17 protein-coding genes and 1 pseudogene are annotated in these 18,368 nt (G+C 67.2%); 13 read left to right on the top strand and 5 right to left on the bottom strand.

The window, feature by feature from the left end; genetic code table 11:
* Positions 1 to 15 precede the first annotated feature (15 nt).
* Positions 16 to 1,185, bottom strand: a complete 1,170-nt coding sequence (locus tag Pma05_RS23630; protein WP_203859647.1) for a glycosyltransferase family 4 protein — start codon at positions 1,183 to 1,185, stop codon at positions 16 to 18.
* 83 nt (positions 1,186 to 1,268) lie between these two features.
* On the opposite strand from Pma05_RS23630, the gene Pma05_RS23625 reads away from it, so the two are divergent.
* The 5 genes from Pma05_RS23625 to Pma05_RS23605 all read left to right on the top strand — a co-directional run bounded on the left by Pma05_RS23625 (position 1,269) and on the right by Pma05_RS23605 (position 7,734).
* Positions 1,269 to 2,141, top strand: coding sequence for an Fpg/Nei family DNA glycosylase (locus Pma05_RS23625; RefSeq protein WP_203859646.1), 873 nt, complete (start codon positions 1,269 to 1,271; stop codon positions 2,139 to 2,141).
* Between the two features lie 407 nt (positions 2,142 to 2,548).
* A complete protein-coding gene (locus Pma05_RS23620; protein WP_239312958.1) occupies positions 2,549 to 4,117 on the top strand; it encodes a sugar transferase in 1,569 nt (522 codons plus the stop codon).
* 112 nt (positions 4,118 to 4,229) lie between these two features.
* A complete protein-coding gene (locus Pma05_RS23615) occupies positions 4,230 to 5,408 on the top strand; it encodes a sensor histidine kinase (RefSeq protein WP_372441543.1) in 1,179 nt (392 codons plus the stop codon).
* Between the two features lie 52 nt (positions 5,409 to 5,460).
* A complete protein-coding gene (locus Pma05_RS23610) occupies positions 5,461 to 6,216 on the top strand; it encodes a LytR/AlgR family response regulator transcription factor (RefSeq protein ID WP_203859644.1) in 756 nt (251 codons plus the stop codon).
* Positions 6,217 to 6,435: 219 nt separating this feature from the next.
* Complete coding sequence (locus Pma05_RS23605; protein ID WP_203859643.1) at positions 6,436 to 7,734, top strand: D-alanyl-D-alanine carboxypeptidase family protein; 1,299 nt, start codon at positions 6,436 to 6,438, stop codon at positions 7,732 to 7,734.
* A 157-nt stretch (positions 7,735 to 7,891) separates the two neighbouring features.
* Here Pma05_RS23605 and Pma05_RS23600 read toward each other — a convergent pair whose 3' ends face one another.
* The gene (locus tag Pma05_RS23600) at positions 7,892 to 8,302 is read right to left on the bottom strand and encodes a VOC family protein (RefSeq protein ID WP_203859642.1); all 411 of its coding nucleotides are present in this window, start codon (positions 8,300 to 8,302) and stop codon (positions 7,892 to 7,894) included.
* Between the two features lie 83 nt (positions 8,303 to 8,385).
* Positions 8,386 to 8,784, bottom strand: coding sequence for a helix-turn-helix domain-containing protein (locus tag Pma05_RS23595; RefSeq protein ID WP_203859641.1), 399 nt, complete (start codon positions 8,782 to 8,784; stop codon positions 8,386 to 8,388).
* A gap of 263 nt (positions 8,785 to 9,047) precedes the next feature.
* Here Pma05_RS23595 and Pma05_RS42700 point away from each other — a divergent pair.
* The 3 genes and pseudogenes from Pma05_RS42700 to Pma05_RS23585 form a co-directional block, all read left to right on the top strand.
* Positions 9,048 to 9,272, top strand: a pseudogene (locus Pma05_RS42700) (glycosyltransferase); the annotation flags it as partial.
* Between the two features lie 232 nt (positions 9,273 to 9,504).
* Positions 9,505 to 10,023 (top strand): hypothetical protein, encoded by a 519-nt coding sequence (locus Pma05_RS42695; RefSeq protein WP_239312960.1) that lies wholly within the window; start codon positions 9,505 to 9,507, stop codon positions 10,021 to 10,023.
* Positions 10,024 to 10,318: 295 nt separating this feature from the next.
* Positions 10,319 to 10,837, top strand: a complete 519-nt coding sequence (locus Pma05_RS23585; protein WP_203859640.1) for an AAA family ATPase — start codon at positions 10,319 to 10,321, stop codon at positions 10,835 to 10,837.
* Between the two features lie 443 nt (positions 10,838 to 11,280).
* On the opposite strand, the gene Pma05_RS23580 is transcribed toward Pma05_RS23585, so the two are convergent.
* The gene (locus Pma05_RS23580; protein ID WP_203859639.1) at positions 11,281 to 11,568 is read right to left on the bottom strand and encodes a hypothetical protein; all 288 of its coding nucleotides are present in this window, start codon (positions 11,566 to 11,568) and stop codon (positions 11,281 to 11,283) included.
* Positions 11,569 to 11,741: 173 nt separating this feature from the next.
* Here Pma05_RS23580 and Pma05_RS23575 point away from each other — a divergent pair, with 173 nt between their 5' ends.
* Positions 11,742 to 11,975 carry a hypothetical protein gene (locus tag Pma05_RS23575; protein WP_203859638.1) on the top strand — a complete coding sequence of 78 codons (234 nt, stop codon included), beginning with the start codon at positions 11,742 to 11,744 and terminating at the stop codon, positions 11,973 to 11,975.
* Positions 11,976 to 12,220: 245 nt separating this feature from the next.
* Positions 12,221 to 14,533, top strand: a complete 2,313-nt coding sequence (locus Pma05_RS23570; protein WP_203859637.1) for an ATP-binding protein — start codon at positions 12,221 to 12,223, stop codon at positions 14,531 to 14,533.
* Positions 14,534 to 14,569: 36 nt separating this feature from the next.
* Here the strand turns inward: Pma05_RS23570 and Pma05_RS44060 are convergent, their stop codons facing one another.
* A complete protein-coding gene (locus Pma05_RS44060; RefSeq protein ID WP_372441540.1) occupies positions 14,570 to 15,346 on the bottom strand; it encodes a GntR family transcriptional regulator in 777 nt (258 codons plus the stop codon).
* Between the two features lie 897 nt (positions 15,347 to 16,243).
* On the opposite strand from Pma05_RS44060, the gene Pma05_RS23560 reads away from it, so the two are divergent.
* The 3 genes from Pma05_RS23560 to Pma05_RS23550 all read left to right on the top strand — a co-directional run bounded on the left by Pma05_RS23560 (position 16,244) and on the right by Pma05_RS23550 (position 18,217).
* Positions 16,244 to 16,600, top strand: coding sequence for a hypothetical protein (locus Pma05_RS23560; RefSeq protein WP_203859635.1), 357 nt, complete (start codon positions 16,244 to 16,246; stop codon positions 16,598 to 16,600).
* Positions 16,601 to 16,661: 61 nt separating this feature from the next.
* On the top strand, positions 16,662 to 17,474 hold the full coding sequence (locus Pma05_RS23555) for a GntR family transcriptional regulator (protein ID WP_239312943.1): 813 nt from the start codon (positions 16,662 to 16,664) through the stop codon (positions 17,472 to 17,474).
* Positions 17,462 to 18,217 carry a glycosyltransferase gene (locus Pma05_RS23550; RefSeq protein ID WP_344920633.1) on the top strand — a complete coding sequence of 252 codons (756 nt, stop codon included), beginning with the start codon at positions 17,462 to 17,464 and terminating at the stop codon, positions 18,215 to 18,217. Before Pma05_RS23555 ends, Pma05_RS23550 begins: the two co-directional genes overlap by 13 nt.
* Positions 18,218 to 18,368 lie beyond the last annotated feature (151 nt).

Below are 18,368 nucleotides of genomic sequence, written 5' to 3'. Positions count from 1 at the left end.
CTGCTGTGTGCGGGGCTACCGCCGCAGCCCGGCGTAGACGTCCAGGAGTTGCTTGGTGACCACGTCGGGGTGGAAGGTGCGTTCGTAGCGGGCCCGGGCCAGCGGGGCGACCGTGCCGGCGGCCTCCCGGGCACTGGGCAGCGCCGCGGCCAGCGCGCCCGGATCGGCCGGTACCAGCCAGCCGGCGAGCCCGGCCGGGTCGTCCGCGCCGACCAGGTACGGGATACCGCCGAGCGCGGTACCCAGCACCGGACGGCCGGCGGCCAGCGCCTCGATCACCACCGTGGGCAGCACGTCGTGCCAGGTCGGTACGGCCAGCACCACGGCGGTGGCCCGGAGCGCGGCGGCCACCCCGGCCCGGTCCAGCGGACCGAGGAACTCGACGTCGGCGCGTTCGGCGGCAGCCGCCTCGGCCAGCGGTCGCAGCTCGCCGTCCCCGGCGATCCGCAGCGGGCCGAGCGCGCCCACCGGATGCCGGCGCCAGGCGTCGAGCAGCAGCCCGACCCCCTTCTCCGGGGAGAGCCGGCCGAAGAACAGGAAACCCTGGCCGAGCGGCGGCGCCGCGCCCGGATCCGGGATCGCGTTCGGCTTGACCACGATCCGGTCCTCCGGGATGCCGTAGTCGCGCAGGTGCGCGGCGATCCCGGAGGTGAGCGCGATGTAGCGGTCCACCGAGCGCCAGGTCGGCCGGTGCACGGCCAGCGTGGTCGCCATCAGCGCGCTCTGCGCCCGGGAGCCCCGGTAGCAGCGGTGCACGATCGCCGGCACGCCCAGCGCCCGGCCCCGGCAGTCCTGGCAGATCCTGCCGTCCCGGAAGTAGAGCCCGGAGGAGCAGACCTGCCGGTAGTTGTGCACCGTCTGCACCACCGGCACCCCGTGCTTGTGCGCGGTCCGGACCACCCAGGGCGAGAGCAGCGGGTACGGGTTGTGCAGGTGCAGTACGTCCGGCCGGTGCTCGGTGATCAGCCGGCTCAGCTCCTGCTGCGCCTTTGGCGCGTAGATCGGCGAGATCGGCAGCAGCGCCTTGGCGGCCGGTGAGAACTCCGCGATCTCGTCGGAACTGCGCAGGAAGGGCTGTACGGCCGCCCCCGCCGCCCGGAGCTGGATGATCTCCTGGTCGACGATGGTGTTCTCGCCGGACGGCTGTGCCTCGCGGTACCGGTTGTGCGCGACGATCACCTGCACGCCGGTCGCCCCTCCTCCATGATCGCGTCCTCCCCGTTCGCGCGTTCTGCGCGTGGCCGGGATTGAACGCTACCGTTTACCTCGTGCCTGAGTTACCTGAGGTGGAGGCGCTCGCCGGCTACCTGCGCGAGCGGGCGGTCGGCCGGCGCGTCGACCGGATCGAGGTCGCGGCGATCAGCGCCCTGAAGACGTACGACCCGGCGCCGTCGGAGGCGTCCGGGCGGGAGGTCGTGACCGCGGGCCGGCACGGCAAGTTCCTCGACGTGACGCTGGCCGGCGACGGTGTGCCGGACCTGCACCTGGTGACGCACCTGGCCCGGGCAGGCTGGCTGCACTACCGGGAGGCGTTCACCTCGGCCCTGCCGCTCAAGCCGGGCAAGGGCCCGATCGCACTCCGGGTACGCCTCGACGACGGGTCCGGTTTCGACCTGACCGAGGCCGGTACGCAGAAGAAGCTCGCTGTCTACCTGGTGACCGATCCGACCCAGGTGCCCGGGGTGTCCCGGCTCGGGCCGGACGCGCTCGCCGCCGACCTGTCCACCTTCGCCGAGCGGCTGCGCGGCCGACGGGGCCAGGTCAAGGGCGTACTGACCGAGCAGGAGGTGCTCTCCGGGGTCGGCAACGCGTACTCGGACGAGATCCTGCACGCGGCGAAGCTGTCGCCGTTCGCGCTGACGCACCGGCTGACCGACGCGCAGATGGCGGCGCTGCACGCGGCGACCCGCGAGGTGCTCGGGGATGCGGTGCAGCGGTCACTCGGGCAGCGGGCGGCGGAGCTGAAGGGGGAGAAACGGGCCGGATTGCAGGTACACGCCCGGACCGGGCTGCCCTGTCCGGTCTGTGGCGACACGATCCGTGAGGTGTCGTTCGCCGACTCCAGCCTCCAGTACTGTCCGAAATGTCAGACCGGCGGCAAGCCGCTCGCCGACCGCCGGCTCTCCCGGCTGGTCCGCTGACCCGGCGCCGAGACTTCTCCGGTGAGTGATCGAGGTTCGCTGCTGCGTGGTCATGCGTGGATGTTGAGCGATTCTGCTTGTACGTTAAGTGATCCCGGCCGGTACGCCGGGTCGAAAACGCCCACTGGGCAAGAAACCGGCAACCGCCGGGCTCTACCGCCGCCCCTATCCGTCGGTATAGTGACCCCGGTCTGCGACTCCGCTGTGGGCGGCCCGGCTCTCGTTGCCGGCGTGGCGGGCGGGGTGCTGTCCCTCGGGGCGGCGTCCCCGGCGATCGTAATTCGGCCTCCGCGCCGCGAGGTGGCGCTCCGGACCGAATGAGGATCGGGGCCTGCATGGGAGAGACTGAGACGGTGGGCGACCCGAGCCCTTACGGCAAATGGGCGGCACGTGTCACGCGGGAGGACGTGGGTGAGGTGACGACAAGCCTCCAACGCCCGGTAGGCAACGGCCGACCGAGTACTCTGCGTCACGTCGACAGCTTCGAGATCCAGCCACCGACCACTCCGCAACCGAACGGGGTACCCCGTTCGGCGTGGGCGCGGGCGCGGCGGCGGGTGTCCCGCTGGCACCGGCCGTACATCGCGATCCTGCTGCTGCTCGACTTCGCGGCGGCGGTGCTGGCGAGCCGGATCGCGATCCAGTGGTGGGACCAGGCGCGGGCCGGCTTCACCGACGCGGACAAGGACCCCACCTGGTTCCACACCGTGTCATACCTGCTGCTGCCGCTCGGTTGGCTGATCGTGCTCTGGGCCAACGGCGCCTACGACCGCCGCTACCTGGGGCTCGGCACCGACGAGTTCAAGCGGGTCACCCGGGCCGGGGTCGCGGTCGCGGCCAGCGTCTCGTTCCTCGCCTTCGCCACCAAGACCGACCTGTCCCGGTGGACCGTCGGCACCGCGCTGCTCGGCACCCTGCTGCTGGTCCTGTTCGCCCGCTCCGCCGCCCGGTTGATCCTGCACACCGTGCGACGGCGGGCCGGGCAGGCCGCGCAGCGGATCGTGCTGGTCGGCACCCTGCCGGAGGCGCTGGAGGTGCACACGGCGATCAGCCGCAGCCCGGCGGCCGGGCTGATCCCGGTGGCGATCCACCTCACCGACGGTTACGCCGCGGCCCGGGGCATCGAGACGCCGATCCCGGTCTACGCCGGCCGGGACATCCTCTCGCTGGTCCGCGAGGTCGGCGGCGACACCATCGCGGTCTGCGGCTCGGCCAGTACCGAGCCCGGCGAGCTGCGCCGGCTGGCCTGGCAACTGGAGGGCTCCGGCGTCGACCTGATCGTGGCACCACAGCTCACCGACATCGCCGGCCCTCGGGTGCACATCCGGCCGATCGAGGGCCTGCCGCTGCTGCACGTCGAGGAGCCGACGCTCTCCGGGCCGGCGCTGCTGGCCAAGAACCTGCTCGACCGGTTCGCCGCCGGGCTGGGCCTGCTGCTGCTGGTCCCGCTCTTCGTCGCGATCGCGATCGCGATCCGGATCTCCGACCCCGGGCCGGTCTTCTTCCGGCAGCCACGGGTGGGGCACGAGGGCCGGACGTTCCGGGTCTGGAAGTTCCGGACCATGTACGTCGACGCCGAGCAGCGGCTCGCCAGCCTGGTCGACCAGAACGAGACCGACGGCATGCTGTTCAAGATCAAGCAGGATCCCCGGGTCTTCGCGGCCGGCCGGTTCCTCCGGGCCAGCTCGCTCGACGAGCTACCCCAGTTGATCAACGTGCTCTGGGGCGAGATGTCCCTGGTCGGCCCCCGCCCGCTCCCCGCCGACGACGGCGACTTCCTCGGCGACGTACGGCGCCGGCTGCTGGTCCGGCCCGGCATCACCGGGCTGTGGCAGGTCTCCGGCCGCTCCGACCTCTCCTGGGACGAGGCCGTCCGGCTGGACCTCTACTACGTCGACAACTGGTCACTGGCGTACGACCTGGCGATCCTGTGGCGGACCGTCGGGGTGGTGTTGGCCCGCAAGGGCGCGTACTAGGCGTATCTCGCCGGGATCCCGCCCGACCGGTGGCTTGGCGAACCGGTCGACCAACCGTCAGGATCTCTGCGTGGGGTGGCCCAACCTGTCCACGGCAGTCGCCGTGGTGGCGATGATCAGTGCGTTGGCGGCTGCCCTCTTCGCCGTCGTCCGGCTGCGCGCCCGGCAGGGCATCGCCACCGCCACCCAGCGGGCCACCTACGACGTGCTGCACACCGCCGGGCTGGCCGCCGAGCCACTGCGTACCGGGCTCACTCCGGCCGGTGCGGCGAAGGCGGTACGCCACCTGCGTACCCTGGTCGGCTCCGCCGGACTCGCGCTGGCCGACCCGGACCGGCTGCTCGCCCTCGACGGGCGCGGCGGCCACCACGGCGAGCAGCTCCTCGCCGCCGCCGCCAGCACCATCAGAACCCGCCGGTCGACCGTGCTCGGCGAGTCGGAGCTGCGCTGCGACCGGGTCGACTGCCCGGTACGCGGAGCCGTGATCGCCCCGTTGACCGGCCCCGACGGCCGGGCCGGCGCGGCGCTGGTGGCGATCGTCGACGACCAGCCGGCGCCCGGCCTGGTGCAGGCCGCCCTGGAGACCGCGCACTGGGCCGGCGCCCAACTCGCGCTCGCCGAACTCGACTCGTCCCGGGAGCGGCTGGCCCGGGCCGAGGTACGCGCCCTGCGGGCCCAGATCAGCCCGCACTTCATCTACAACGCGCTGACCGCGATCGGCTCGTTCGTCCGGACCGACCCGGAGCGGGCCCGGGAGCTGATCCTGGAGTTCGCCGAGTTCACCCGCTACTCGTTCCGGGCGCACGGCGAGTTCACCACGCTCGCCGAGGAGCTGCGCTCGATCGACCGCTACCTGACCATCGAGCGGGCCCGGTTCGGCGACCGGCTCCAGGTGAAGTTGCAGATCGCCCCGGAGGTGCTGCCGGTCAGCCTGCCGTTCCTCTGCCTGCAACCGCTGGTCGAGAACGCCGTCCGGCACGGGCTGTCCCGCAAGCCCGGGGTGGGGATGGTCAGCATCGAGGCCCGGGACGCCGGGGCAGAATGCCACATAACGGTCGAGGACGACGGGGTCGGGATGGACCCGGCGGTACTGGCCGCCGGCATCGCCGAGGCCGCCGCCGACCCGGCCGACGACTCCGGCCAGCACGTCGGTCTCTCCAACGTGGACGAACGGCTCCGGTCGGTCTTCGGGGACCAGTTCGGCCTGGTCGTGGAGACCGACCTCGGATCGGGTACGAAGGTGAGCATGCGGATACCGAAGTTCCACCGTCATGTCCGGGCGAGCGCGTGACGGGGGACCCGCACGTGCACCGGGGCCGGCGGCCGACCTGGAGGGCTGATCCGTGACCGGTTTCCTGCGCGTCCTGGCCGTCGACGACGAGCCACCCGCGCTCGACGAGCTGGCCTACCACCTGCGGGCCGATCCACGGGTGTCCCGGCTGCACACCGCCGGGGACGCCACCGAGGCGCTGCGGGTGCTCCGGGACGCCGACGTCGACGTGGTCTTCCTCGACATCCGGATGCCCGGTCTCGACGGCATGGAGCTGGCCCGGGTACTCCGCCGGTTCGCCCGGCCACCGGCGATCGTCTTCGTCACCGCGTACGACGACGGGGCGGTCGACGCCTTCGACCTCGGCGCCACCGACTACGTACGCAAGCCGGTCCAGGCCGAGCGGCTCGCCGAGTCGCTGCGCCGGGTGGTCGGCTCCCGGGTGGTACCCACCCATCCGGCGGCACTTGCCCGGGCCGAGCCCGACCCGACGATCCCGGTCGAGCTGGCCGGCACCACCCGGATGCTGCCCCGCTCGGCCGTACGCTGGGTCGAGGCGCAGGGCGACTACGCCCGGCTGCACACCGCCGACGGCTCACACCTGGTCCGGGTGCCGCTGGCCACCCTCGCCGAGCGGTGGGCCGACGCCGGGTTCGTCCGGATCCACCGGTCGTACCTGGTGCAGCTCCGGCTGATCGCCGAACTCCGGCTCGCCAACTCCGGCTATGTCGTGGTGGTCGACGACACCGAGCTGCCGGTCAGCCGCCGGCACACCCGGGAACTCAAGGACAAGCTGGTCCGGGCCGCCAAGCAGGACTGGAACCGCTGACCGGATCCGGCGAGTACGCCGGTCGGGTCGGCGCCGTTCGGGGCTCTCCGGTCCGGTTGCCGGCGTGTCCCGGCGGTTGCCGTGCGGTGGGACAATGCACTACCTCGCTGAGATGTGTTGCCTGGGCTCGTCGGCAGCGTCCACGTCAGCGATACCGAGATCAGCGCACCGGCCGCGCCACGCGGCGTGGTCGGTGTGTCGCATGGGGGGATTTTCAGGATGTTCGATTCCGCGACGACTCAGGTGCTCGACCCTGTGCCGCCAGCACCGGCAGCGGGGAAGCGGGGTGGCAGGCGTAGTCGCTGGCTGCTGATCAGTGGGTTGTTGATCGTGTTGTTGGCCGGGGTCACGTTGTTCGCGATCGCACCGTTGCGTAATCCGTTGCCGGTGGCGGCGGTCGCTCGGACCCTGCCCGGGTCGGCGACCATTCCCGGCAAGGCGCCGGTGGTGCCGTGGCCGGCGACCGGGCAGGCCGCGCTGTCGGTCGAGGGAGTCGGGTCGCTGGGCACTTCTGGTGGTAGCGAGCCGGTGCCGATCGCGAGTGTGACGAAGGTGATGACCGCGTATCTGATCCTGACCGAGCATCCGCTGAAGCGGGGTGAGCACGGGCCGAAGTTGACGGTCAGCGCGGCGCAGGCGGCGGCGTACCCGGGAGAGTTGGCTCGGGGTGAGTCGTTGGTGCCGGTGGTCGCGGGCGCGGTGTTCACCCAGCGGCAGGCGTTGCAGGCGGTATTGCTGCCGTCGGCGAACAACATGGCCCGGATCCTGGCCGCCTGGGACGCCGGCAGTATCGACGCGTTCGTGGCGAAGATGAACGCCACGGCGGAGAAGTTGGGGATGAAGGACACCCGCTACACCGACCCGTCCGGGCTCGACCCGGGCACGGTGAGTACCGCCGTGGACCAGGTGATCCTGGCTCGGAAGGCGATGCGGCTGCCGGCGTTCGCGGAGATCGCGGCGCAGAAGAAGGCGACCCTGCCGGTTGCGGGTGAGGTGAAGAACTACAACTCGTTGGTCGGTCGGGACGGGGTGGTGGGGATCAAGACCGGGTCCACCGACGAGGCCGGTGGGTGTCTCGTCTTCGCCGCCGTGGTGAAGGTCGGTGGACGGAAGGTAACGATCGTGGGTGCTGTTCTCGGGCAGCCTGGTGCGAACACGCCGGTGCAGCTCGACCGGGTGTTCAAGGCGACCCGTCCGCTGGTCCGGACCGCTACCGCCGCGTTGACGGCGCATCCGGTGGTACGGACCGGCGACCAGGTCGCCACCGTGACCGGTCCACTCGGCACCGGCACCACCATCCACGCCGGGAAGGACCTGACCGTGGTCGGCTGGCCCGGCATGCGGGTACGCCTCGACGTCGAGATCCCCGCGATACCGGCCCGACTACCGGCCCAGACCGAACACGGCCAGCTCACCGCGGTCACCGATGGTGGCGGCGCACCGGTCACCGCCGCGCTGCACAGCGGGGAACGTCTGGAGCCACCGAGCAACTGGGAACGGATCCGCCAACACCGCTGAGCCGCCCGGCGGCTGTGGCGGCCAGTCGTTCTGTGCTGGCCGGTCGTTCTGTGGTGCCCAGTGCTGGCCGTGCTCGGCTCGGTCTTGCCATGTCGCAGGCCCGGGTGGGACTCGTGTCCCGACCGGGGCCTGCGGTGGGTGAGAATCCTCGGATCCGTCAGGACTTCGGCTGGGTGAAGCGGATGCTGTTACCGAAGGGGTCACGCAGGCCGCAGTCGATGCCGTACGGGCGCTCGGTCGGCTCCTCGGTAAACTCGACGCCCCGGCCCAGCAGCGTCTCGTACGTCTTGCGGCAGTCGTCGGTGCTGAAGATCAGCGATCCGCCCGTCGCCCCCTTCGTCACCAGCTCCCGGACCTGCTGCGCCGTCTCCTCGGACAGTGCCGGCGGGCCGGGCGTCGTCAGCAGGATCTGCCGCACCGGGTCACCGGGGACGTTGACCGTGAGCCAGCGCATGAAGCCGAGGTCGCTGTCCGTGTTGACCTCCAGGCCGAGCTTGCCGACGTAGAAGTCAAGGGCCTCGTCCTGGTCGAGGACGTAGATCTGCGAGTGCGTGATGGCGTTGAACATGCCCATCACGCTACGGCCCGAGCCGGCCGGAAACTTATCCAAAACTGCTCAGTCTGTCGACCGTATCGGCAGCTCAGCAGGGCTCAGGCGCTCGGCCGCGTCCAGGCCATCGTGAAGCAGTTCGGCACGTTCGGGGCCACCACCGGGCGCTCCTTGCGGTACGTCCTCGGCGAGCTGCCGACGATGTCCCGGAACGTACGACTGAAGGTGCCCAGGCTGCTGAAGCCGACGCTGAAGCAGATATCGGTCACACTGCGTTCGGTCTCCCGGAGCAGGAACATCGCCCGCTCGACCCGACGCCGCTGGAGATAGCGGTGTGGCGTCTCACCGAACGTTGCCCGGAAAGTACGCGTGAAGTGCGCCTCCGACACGTGCGCGATCCGAGCCAGCGCCGGTACGTCCAGCGGCTGCGCGTACGCCCGGTCCATCGCGTCTCGTGCCCGGAGCATCCGACGATTGGACTCTTCCACGGCGCGACTCACCACACCATCACACCACGGCCCTCCGGCACAGCGCCGGGAAGGATGCAGAGGTCGGAGGGACCGGCACGTCTTCGCCCGTCGCGCGACCTCTTGCCGGGCGCGGATCGGGCGGTAGAAATCGTGGACGTCGTTTTCCCAGGTGACCGGACGGATCTCTGCTTCACGACGAAGCTGAACTCGTGGAACGCTCGACCCGACTCGTCTCGGTCGTCACACCGGTTCATCCGCCCGGTGCCGGCTACCTCGCCGACGCGTACGGGTCGATGGCCAGGCAGAAGATGCCGGACGGCTGGGACTGGCAGTGGCTCGTCCAGGAGGACGGGCAGGACGGACTACTGCTCGACCAACTCCCCGACGATCCTCGAATCCTCCCCGGCAGCGGCCGGCCCGGCGGTCCCGGCGTCGCCCGGACTCTCGCCTTGGCACGGGCCGAAGGCGAGTACGTCAAGGTCCTCGACGCCGACGACCAACTCACCCCGGGCGCGCTCGCCCGAGACATCGCCACACTCACCGACAACCCGCACCTCGGCTGGGTCACGTCACGGGTTCTGGACCTGCACCCGGACGGGTCAACGCATGGGTGGGACAAGGACCCGCCGGACGGCCCTTTCAGCCGCAGTGCGGTACTCGCCTTCTGGAAGGCCAACGACTACCGGGCACCCGTACACCCGGCGACTCTGTGCGTGCGCCGGGATCTCCTTGTTCGCTCTGGGCGGCTGGATGGCCGTAACCGCCTCCGAAGACACCGGCCTGCTCATCGCCGCCAGCGTCATCAGCGACGGCTACTTCGTCGCCGACCCCGGCCTGTACTACCGCAAGTGGCCCGGCCAGATGACCGGCCAAGCCGCACACCGCGACCCGGCCGAACACGCCGCACGGATGCAGGGCAGGTCACCGACGCTACGCCCAACGGCTCATGTGCTCATCGACGACCTCTCGCACCTGCTGGCGGAGGTCTGTGCAAGACATGTCGCCCATACCCTCCGCTTCGAACACCGCATCGGTAAAGCTGCCCACGTCGCGTGGGGGTGCCTCGCACAGTTCGCGGCGCTCGGCAGGTGGCAGGCAGAAGCCCAACTTGACACACAGCTCGTAGAGAAGCCGCTCGACATCCGATTCGTGATCAACGCGCTGTCCCATGCACAGCAGCATGTCCGACCCGGCCAGCGCCACGACGGAGGGCACGGAAGGACACGCCGAACCGGAGGGGCACGCAGGGGGCACGACGGGCGCATTTGACCTGGGCCTTAGCTCGTGGAGCGGGTGACGGGAATCGAAACGCGCACTGTCAGCTCCGCGAGGCGTCAATCAGGTCTACGAGGACGTGCGCAAGCCCACCGACGGCACCGGCAACGTATGACTGCCAGCGATAGATGGCGGTTATCAGCGATGATTGGCAGGATCGTGCCCCCGAGGCCTCCGGTGCCTGAGTCGAGCCCCGGTAACTGAAACCTGGTCACGGTCGTTAGAACCGAATGGCATCAGATCAAACGTCTATCCCCCGGGCGACGCGCTACATGTAGCGTCGGTCCCCATGATCGTGTGGCTCAACGGCACCCACGGCGCAGGCAAGACGACGACCAGCGCACTCGTGCAGCAACTGATCCCGGACTCACGGGTGTTCGACGCCGAGAAGGTCGGCGAGACACTCATGGACATCACGCCAGGGCTGCCTGCGACGGACAACTTCCAGCACTGGCCGCCGTGGCGGCAACTCGTCGTCGAGACCGCCCGCCGCGTACTCGACTACACCGGCGGCACTCTGGTGATGCCCATGACTGTCCTAGTCGAGCAGTACTGGCGCGAGATCAGCACGGGCCTCGCCCACCATGCCATCCCGGTAAGGCACTTCGTCCTCCACGCCGACCAAGACACCCTCCGCAGGCGCATCGAAGGGGAACACCCTACCCCCTCCCCGTTCCGCCTCAAATACCTCGAGCCCTACGCGGAGGCGGCTCGCACGTGGCTACGCGACGAGGCCGAGGTCATCGATACCACGCACCTCATGCCCGCCCAGGCCGCCCTACAGATCGCGAAGGCCATCAAGAGTTGAGGCCCCGCCCCACCCTGTCAACCCTCGGCCAGTTTCGGGCGTCTCCGCCACCCAGACCTGGCAGGAGTGCCCGCCTCGGCCTCCTAGTCGGTAGTAGTCACACAACGGGGACCAGGACCAGGCGCCCGCAGACCCGGAGGGGACACACGCACGGGCACGACGCCCGGAGAGATCAGATACAACGAAGGCCCAGCGTCAGGAAATGTCCTCTGACCTGGGCCTTCATTGTTGGAGCGGGTGACGGGAATCGAACCCGCACTGTCAGCTTGGGAATTGGACCGAGACGGGTCCTGGTACGGCGTTTCGCCTGGTCGACGCGGTCTCGGGCGGCCTGGTTTGGCCTGGAATTACACCGGCTTATGGCCCGTGGATGGCCCGGCCTCCTGCCCTCGGCTTCGGGGCTGACGCACCCAGATCACCGGCCGTGGGAGGAGCACCTTCGTTCACTCGGCGAGTCTGCCATCCCAGCGAACACGTAACCCTCCAACATCGGCCCAGCCCTTGATGGCCGCCGCAAGCGCTCGCCGCTCCTCCCGACTGATCGGCACCATAGCCGGCCGCACCCAGTTCTCCAGGTCGCTAAGGTCAACAGACCAGTCGTGATCCGGACTGTCCGGCAACGTCTCGGCATACAGATCGATCTCCCGGCCGGTGGCGACGCAGGTGAGGAGCAGCGCGCGGAAACTTGGCCGGCTTGCCCTGATGGCGATGTCACCAGGTGTCAGCGTCATCCATCCAGCATCGCGCATCTGGGTGGGCTACGCCTGGAGGTCGACGGGCCGGTACCCGGCGGCTCGGTGGCAAGCCAGTCCCGGGGTTGGACTGGCGCGGCAGTCGGAAGCCCCGACCTCGACGGCGGGTGGTGCGCCGGCTTCCGTTCCGGCGTTCGTGGTCCAATCCTCGGATGGGGTGGGATGAGCGTGTACCGGAGTTGCTGACGCGTCTCGGCGAGTTGGGCTTGGTGGGCGCCATCAAGATTGACGGGGAGCGGGCGTACAAGCCCTGGACCGTGGTGATCTCCGGCCAGCAGCTCGGCGGGGCGTCAATCAGGTACGACGGCGACAGCCTTGACCACTGCTTGCGCGATGCGGTTGCCGCGCTCCGCGAGCGCTACCCGGACGATCTCAGCCTGAGCTGACCTACGCGCCCGGCGGCTCACGACAGCGCGTGGGGCGAGTGTCCCGGCGGCTGTCGGTGGCTCACCGCCCGGCGCCGAAGGCGGCCGGGGCGGCTTGCCGCCGGCCGGGCTTGCCGCCCCGCACCGCGCGGAGCGCGGTGCCTTGATCCAAGAACAGGGAAATTCGGCAGACGGTAAGTGTCAGCATCCTGACCTTTCAGCTCCGCCCCTAGCAAACATGACATCGGCTCATGTACATAGGACCCGTGACGACGCGCGCGGAGACGCCTGATACTGATCCGCCGGAACAGGACCAAGTTGGCGCAGGCGACTTGGACGATCCTGGACCCTCCCGCACGAGCTTACGCACCAAGACGAAAGGCCTACTTGTTGACTTTGCCTACTTGGCAATGGATGGCCTTGAAAAACTCATTGAGCTGGGTATCCGACTCAACTCCGATTGGAAAGAGAATGCAAACGAACGCCGCCTAGAGAGGCGAGAAAGACTGGTAGTCGGTGCCGTTACAGGAATCCTAGCAACACCGGAGTTTTACCACTCAATGAGGGTCCACGGCGGCTCTTCAACATTCGTTCTCTCCTATATAAAAGAGCGCGAAGACGAAATCCTCATGCACTACGCGGCGCTTTACGAAGATCTTCGACAGGGAAGTAAGAAGATCATCGCCTACACTCCGCCGGGCGCACTTGGGCTTTGGCTGTTTGGGAATGCTCTGCGAGATAAATGGCATGAGAATGATAGGAGCGCCCCCGGAACCTTCCCATCTACCGCATGGCTTCAGAAAACTCTCGATACCCTTGGTGATCCTGGCCTAGTGGCCACCTCCTTGGTAGCAATATTTGTGCTCATTTCGATGACTGCCGGGCTGTTCAAAGATGCGATCGACCACCGTAAGGCCTATGTTCGCGTCAAAATGGAACTCAGGGAGGCCATTCTTCCGCATGTAAGAGTTGCCATGAACATATGGTCGGACAAGCATTCGCCAACAGCCCTTCGGTTCGACCAGGCACCGGCCCTGAGCTCGGCCACTGACGATAGGTACCTCATTGATCGAGATGAACTGAAGCGAATTCAAACCTTAGTTAGCGAGCTTGGCGCTTCAGCAGTCGCAATTAGTGGTCCCCGCGGAGCAGGCAAGAGTACCTTGCTACGAAGCCTTACAACGCCACAAGCAGCACCTCGAAACTTGGTCGTCTCACTGGACGCGCCTGCCTCTTACGACGCTAAGGAATTTGTGATTGCACTGTATCGGCAGCTATGCGAACGCGTGAGAGAGCGCCTATCCGGTATGGTCGACGCAAGGTGGAAACGCGTCTCGCGAGGAATACTGAATGCTATTAGAATTTTAGTCGCACTCGCCAGCATTTTTCTCATTCTTATTCAAGTCAGACCAGACGCGATATCAATTCTTCCGATACGTGTCGACCCGATACCGCTACCAAAAAATATATGGCAAATGGCTTCCTATCTAGCACTGTTCGCCGTTGTCTTTACTCTCGCAGGGAGTTTACGGCCCCACAAGGGTCGGACAGGTGCAGCGGAATTGGTTCGACGTTCGATAGAGGAAGAAAAGGCCCTCCGCTTTCTGCAAACCATTTCCGTTGAGCGAAGCGGCGGCCTTAAAGCAAAGGTCGGATTTGAACTAGGAAGAAAGAACACGAGACAGCTGATTGAGCAGGTCGCGTCACTTCCTGACCTCATTCGCGCCTATAGGTCATTCGCGGCAGACTCAATATTGTGGTGGCGTGAGTCGCTCTACGATGGAAATCTCGTTGTAATCATTGATGAGCTAGACCGGGTAACCGATGTTGAATCAGCCGAGCGTTTCATTAACGACATCAAGGGCATCTTCGGCATTCTGCATTGCACCTATCTGGTGACGGTTTCTGAAGACGCACTTGCACAATTTGAGCGTCGCATGGTTGGCATCCGACCGGTACTCGATAGCACATTTGACGAGGTGGTTAGGTTGCCTGTCCTTAATATATCGCAGGCAAAGGAACTGTTGGGTCGCAGGCTTGTCGGGTTCCCTCAAGCCTTCGTTACCCTTTGTCACGCGTTAAGCGGAGGAATTCCACGAGATTTGATACGGACTGCCCGAGCCCTTATCGACGCCCGCCGGAGGCTCGACCAGGATGACCTGGTTCCTTTAACTTACGAGATTGTCCACCAAGAGATTCGGCGCCTCAAATCGGGGCTAATCGGCCGCGTGAATAGTGAACTTACAGGAGAGGCAGCGTTCGATCTACTTAAGGTGCTTGCCGACCCCGATTGGCCAGAACTAGAGTCGGAATCGGTTCTAGCAGCTGCTAACACCGCGCTCCGCCCCGATGCGGACAGGCCTGCTAATAGGGTCTCCATGCAACTTGGCGTAGCCCTTTACTACTACGCCACAATCCTCCAAGTATTTGAGGCGTTTGAACCCCAGCACCCCGAGGATTCGGCTAGGCTCGCTGATTTGGGCCTGAGACTGGCGGTAGCTCGCAGCGTCATGCCGACGAGCGTCGACTTAGCTTATGTGCACGTTCAGAGGCTGCGGATTCAGGAAGGCCTAGGCTGAATCTGATACTAGACGTCTGTAAACTGTTCTACGACGCTATCCCTCCCAGAGAAGTAATTCGTAGTCGAGTTCCGTTCGATCAGCAGGAAGAACGATCTCCATTGCGACTTCAACTACGTCGTCCTGGGCTTCCGTTAGACGGGTCACAGCAAGAACCGAAGCGCCTGCTGACAACCGAAGGATCCTCGCCTCGTCGGTAGTGGGAATACGAGAGCGTACTGTCTCCCGAATCCTGGTAACTGTAACACCAAGCGAACGGAGCTGTGAGATATGGCCCCCGCGCCAAGGTTCACGGCCAGGATCAGCTACAGGTGTGCCTGCGACCATGTCGAATAAATAGTATGAAGTAGTTATTTGTTGCGGGATTCCAGATTCTTTCGCAATTAGACGCCGCTGCAAGAGCATTGTTCCGGGAACTACATTGAATGCCCTCGCAACTTCCGCCGATGCATGTACCTGGGAATAGTCGGCTTCAACCCCTTCCGGGGCAATGGGTGAGCCGCTGGCGCCTGAGCTCGGAACCACGTCACTCGGGCTTAGGGCAGGGCGATATCGATCTGGGCCGAGCCTGCGTACAGCGACGTTGGGACGAGCATAGGTGCCTCTGCCATGTTCGGTGACAACCAGGCCATCAACGCGGAGCACGTTGATTGCTTCGCGGATGGTTCCTCGGGCGACGCGGAACTCTGCGGTTAGTGCGCTTTCGGACGGGATGAGGGCGCCGGCTGGGATGGCGCCTGCGGCGATGCGGCGTCGGAGCTCGTCAGCGATGGCGCGGTAACGGGGTTGTCTGTGCGGGGCTGGCACGGGCATCACCGTACCTGTCTGCCATATTCTCGGCGGCCATCCACGGTCAGAATGGACGTCTAGACAAGCTGTCTACTTGTAGGTACCTTTCGGTAAGTGCGGCCGGGACGGCAGGTCTGGCAAGGGGTTGGCACGCCGCCGGCCCGGTCGCACGACCGGAGAGCACTGACGCGCTGGACAGCGGTTCGACGCGTCCCCGCGTGTGCCTGATCCGGGCACGGCGATACCCGACGCCGCCGATCCGGCGGTGCGCCGTGCCGTCATCGGGCCGGTGGTCGGTCTGCCTTCCCCCCGGGAGCCGGCCACCGGCCTACCTCACCCTGCAAGGAGATCGTGATGGTTCGTGCTCGCTTGCTCATCCGACTCGCGTTCTGGCGGTCGTCGCGGTGTCGCGCTCGTCACTCGGAGCCTGCGCCGTCTGTTCACCGGGGCGTGGCCCACCCGACTCCCCCGCCCGCTGTCCCGTCGTGGGCCATCGCCCGAACGTGCGAGTACACCCGTTGGCGGTCTGTGCCGCTGTTGACTCTCGGGCAGGCGTTCCGGGGGCATGGCGGGCGGCGGCCCCAGTGAGCGCAACGCCTCGGCGGCGGCCTGACGTGGTGCATCCGCCATGGTGCGTACCGCAGCGATGTGAGTTCATGCTGTCTGCTCAGGTCGAACGGGCTCTACGCCATCACAAGGGGCCGGTTCGGTTGCTTGGGGACCGGCGCGGCGGCGGCGCCGTGGCTGTGTATCTGTTCGCTGGGCAGGCCGGTCTACCGATGCTGGGCGTCCACGCTGCTGGTCGATTCCGGGGATCCGGCGGGGCGGTGCTCCGGCTGGCCGAGGTGTGGCGGCTGTCTCGGCACCTGGACGACCTGCTACGCCAAGCAGGATTCAAGCCGCCGCCGCAGGGAGGCGACGATGGTCGAGCGTGACCAGGGCGACGAAGGGAAGACGCGAGTCCGGGTTTTTCCGCGTGATGTGTGCCCCGGGTGGTGTCGGGGCTGCCGGGCGACGGACCCGAAACACCGGAGCCGGCTGGCGACCGTCGGCCGGGAGGGCAGTGGTTGGCTCAGTGTCCAACTCGTCGCCGATCGAGGGGCCGCGCACGCCCCGCTGTTGAAGATCGATGTCACGCACCACGGGTCTACGGAAACGGTGCTGCTCACGTTCGCGCAGACAGGGCGGATGATCGCTGAGATCATCCATCTCCCGCATCCGGTCGGAGCCTGGCAGCTTCAAGAGGATCCGCTGCTTGGGGACGAAGGCGGTGGCTGACCGGCGCGACAGGTCGACGGCCCGGCAGACGTATCAACGTCTAGGCGGTAGCGTAAGCGCCGTGAACTCTCGTGACTGGCGTCCGCGCTACCTCCAGCTTGCGGAGGAGCTGCGCGCCCGGATCGAGAGCGGCGAGCTTCCCCGGGGTACGGCCATGCCGAGCGAGACGGAGTTAGCCGACTCGTCCGGGCTGTCCCGGACCAGCGTGCGTAACGCCATCCGGCAGCTTCGGGAATGGGGCCTGGTCCGGGCCGAGCAGGGTCGGGGCACCTACGTACGGGCGCCTCGGCAGCGGGTCCGCCGGCGTAACACCGAGCGGTATCAGTGGGAGAAGGACCGGGTACTCCTCGACGAGGCCGAACGGCGGCGGACCGGCGGAACCGAGCATGACACCGGCCTGACGGTCGATGACCTCAAGTTCCACGCCGAGTACTCCGAGGTGAAGGCGGACGAGGAGATGGCGGCGGCGTTCGGCCTGCCGGTCGGTGCGCCACTGCTACGGCGGGTCTACTGGACCAGTTCCCGGCACGAAACCGCGCCGCTGTCGGCGTCGTACTCCTACCTGCCGTATGACCTGGTGAAGCGCAACAAGCAACTGCTGTCCGCCGACTACGAACCATGGCCGGGCGGTACCCAACATCAGCTCTCCACCGTCGGAATCGAGCTGGACCGGATCGAGGAGGTCGTACAGGCCCGGCCGCCGCTGCCGGACGAGGCCGAACTACTCGACATCGAGGCTGGGGTTGCTGTCCTGGACGTGCGCAAGACGTCGTACGACATCCAGGATCGGGTGGTAGAGGTCGCGGACGTCGTTTTCCCAGGTGACCGGACGGAACTCTGCTTCACGACGAAGCTGAAGCGGTGGAACGCTTGAGCCGACTCGTCTCGGTCATCACACCGGTCCACGGCCCGAGTGTCGGCTACCTCGCCGACGCCTACGGGTCGTTGGCCGGGCAGAAGATGCCGGACGGCTGGGACTGGCAGTGGCTCGTCCAGGAGGACGGGCAGGACGGGCTACTGCTCGACCAACTCCCCGACGATCCCCGCATCCTTCCCGGCAGCGGCCGGCCCGGCGGTCCCGGCGTCGCCCGAACGCTTGCCCTGGCGCGTGCTGAGGGTGATCTTGTCAAGGTCCTCGACGCCGATGATCAGCTCACCCTAGGTGCGCTCGCCCGCGACATCGCGGTACTCACCGAGAATCCGCACCTCGGCTGGACCACGTCGCGGGTCTTGGACCTGCTCCCGGACGGCACGACTCAGGGATTCGACCAGGATCCGCCCGACGGGCCGATTAGCCGCGGTGCGGTCCTCGCCTTCTGGAAGGCCAACGGCCACCGGGCACAGGTACACCCGGCGACGCTGTGCCTGCGCCGGGACCTTCTCCTCGCTCTTGGCGGCTGGATGGCGCTGCCCGCCAGCGAAGACACCGGGCTACTAATCGCGGCCAGCGTCATCACCGAGGGCTACTTCACCGCCGAAACCGGCCTCCTTTACCGCAAGTGGCCCGGCCAGGCAACCAGCCAACCCGCGCACAGAGAACCCGCCGAACACTCGGCCCGCATGCGGATCATCGAAGCCCGCGCGTACGCGCTCCGCGCGCTGCTGTCGGCCCGCTGACCATCGCCACTCGTCGGCGTTGAAGCCCCGGCCGGTTCTTCAGATCGAACCCTAGGACGGGTGCTTCGGCCCGGGCCACGAGAAATTTCACCGTCCACACCCGGCGTTTTCCCTGCTCACAAAGGTGACTCCCGAAGACTACATAGACGGA

Origin of the sequence: Plantactinospora mayteni (assembly GCF_016862935.1) — a bacterium.
GTDB classification, from domain to species: Bacteria; Actinomycetota; Actinomycetes; order Mycobacteriales; family Micromonosporaceae; genus Plantactinospora; species Plantactinospora mayteni.
This window is presented reverse-complemented; position numbering and strand designations above follow the sequence as displayed.

Bases quoted from the DNA above. Each gene is read 5' to 3' on its own strand.
- Pma05_RS23615 (WP_372441543.1), top strand. From the start codon at position 4,230: ATGATCAGTGCGTTGGCGGCTGCCCTCTTCGCCGTCGTCCGGCTGCGC.
- Pma05_RS23605 (WP_203859643.1), top strand. From the start codon at position 6,436: ATGTTCGATTCCGCGACGACTCAGGTGCTCGACCCTGTGCCGCCAGCA.
- Pma05_RS23600 (WP_203859642.1), bottom strand. From the start codon at position 8,302: ATGTTCAACGCCATCACGCACTCGCAGATCTACGTCCTCGACCAGGAC.
- Pma05_RS42695 (WP_239312960.1), top strand. From the start codon at position 9,505: ATGGCCGTAACCGCCTCCGAAGACACCGGCCTGCTCATCGCCGCCAGC.
- Pma05_RS23585 (WP_203859640.1), top strand. From the start codon at position 10,319: ATGATCGTGTGGCTCAACGGCACCCACGGCGCAGGCAAGACGACGACC.
- Pma05_RS23580 (WP_203859639.1), bottom strand. From the start codon at position 11,568: ATGACGCTGACACCTGGTGACATCGCCATCAGGGCAAGCCGGCCAAGT.
- Pma05_RS23575 (WP_203859638.1), top strand. From the start codon at position 11,742: ATGGGGTGGGATGAGCGTGTACCGGAGTTGCTGACGCGTCTCGGCGAG.
- Pma05_RS44060 (WP_372441540.1), bottom strand. From the start codon at position 15,346: ATGCCCGTGCCAGCCCCGCACAGACAACCCCGTTACCGCGCCATCGCT.
- Pma05_RS23560 (WP_203859635.1), top strand. From the start codon at position 16,244: ATGGTCGAGCGTGACCAGGGCGACGAAGGGAAGACGCGAGTCCGGGTT.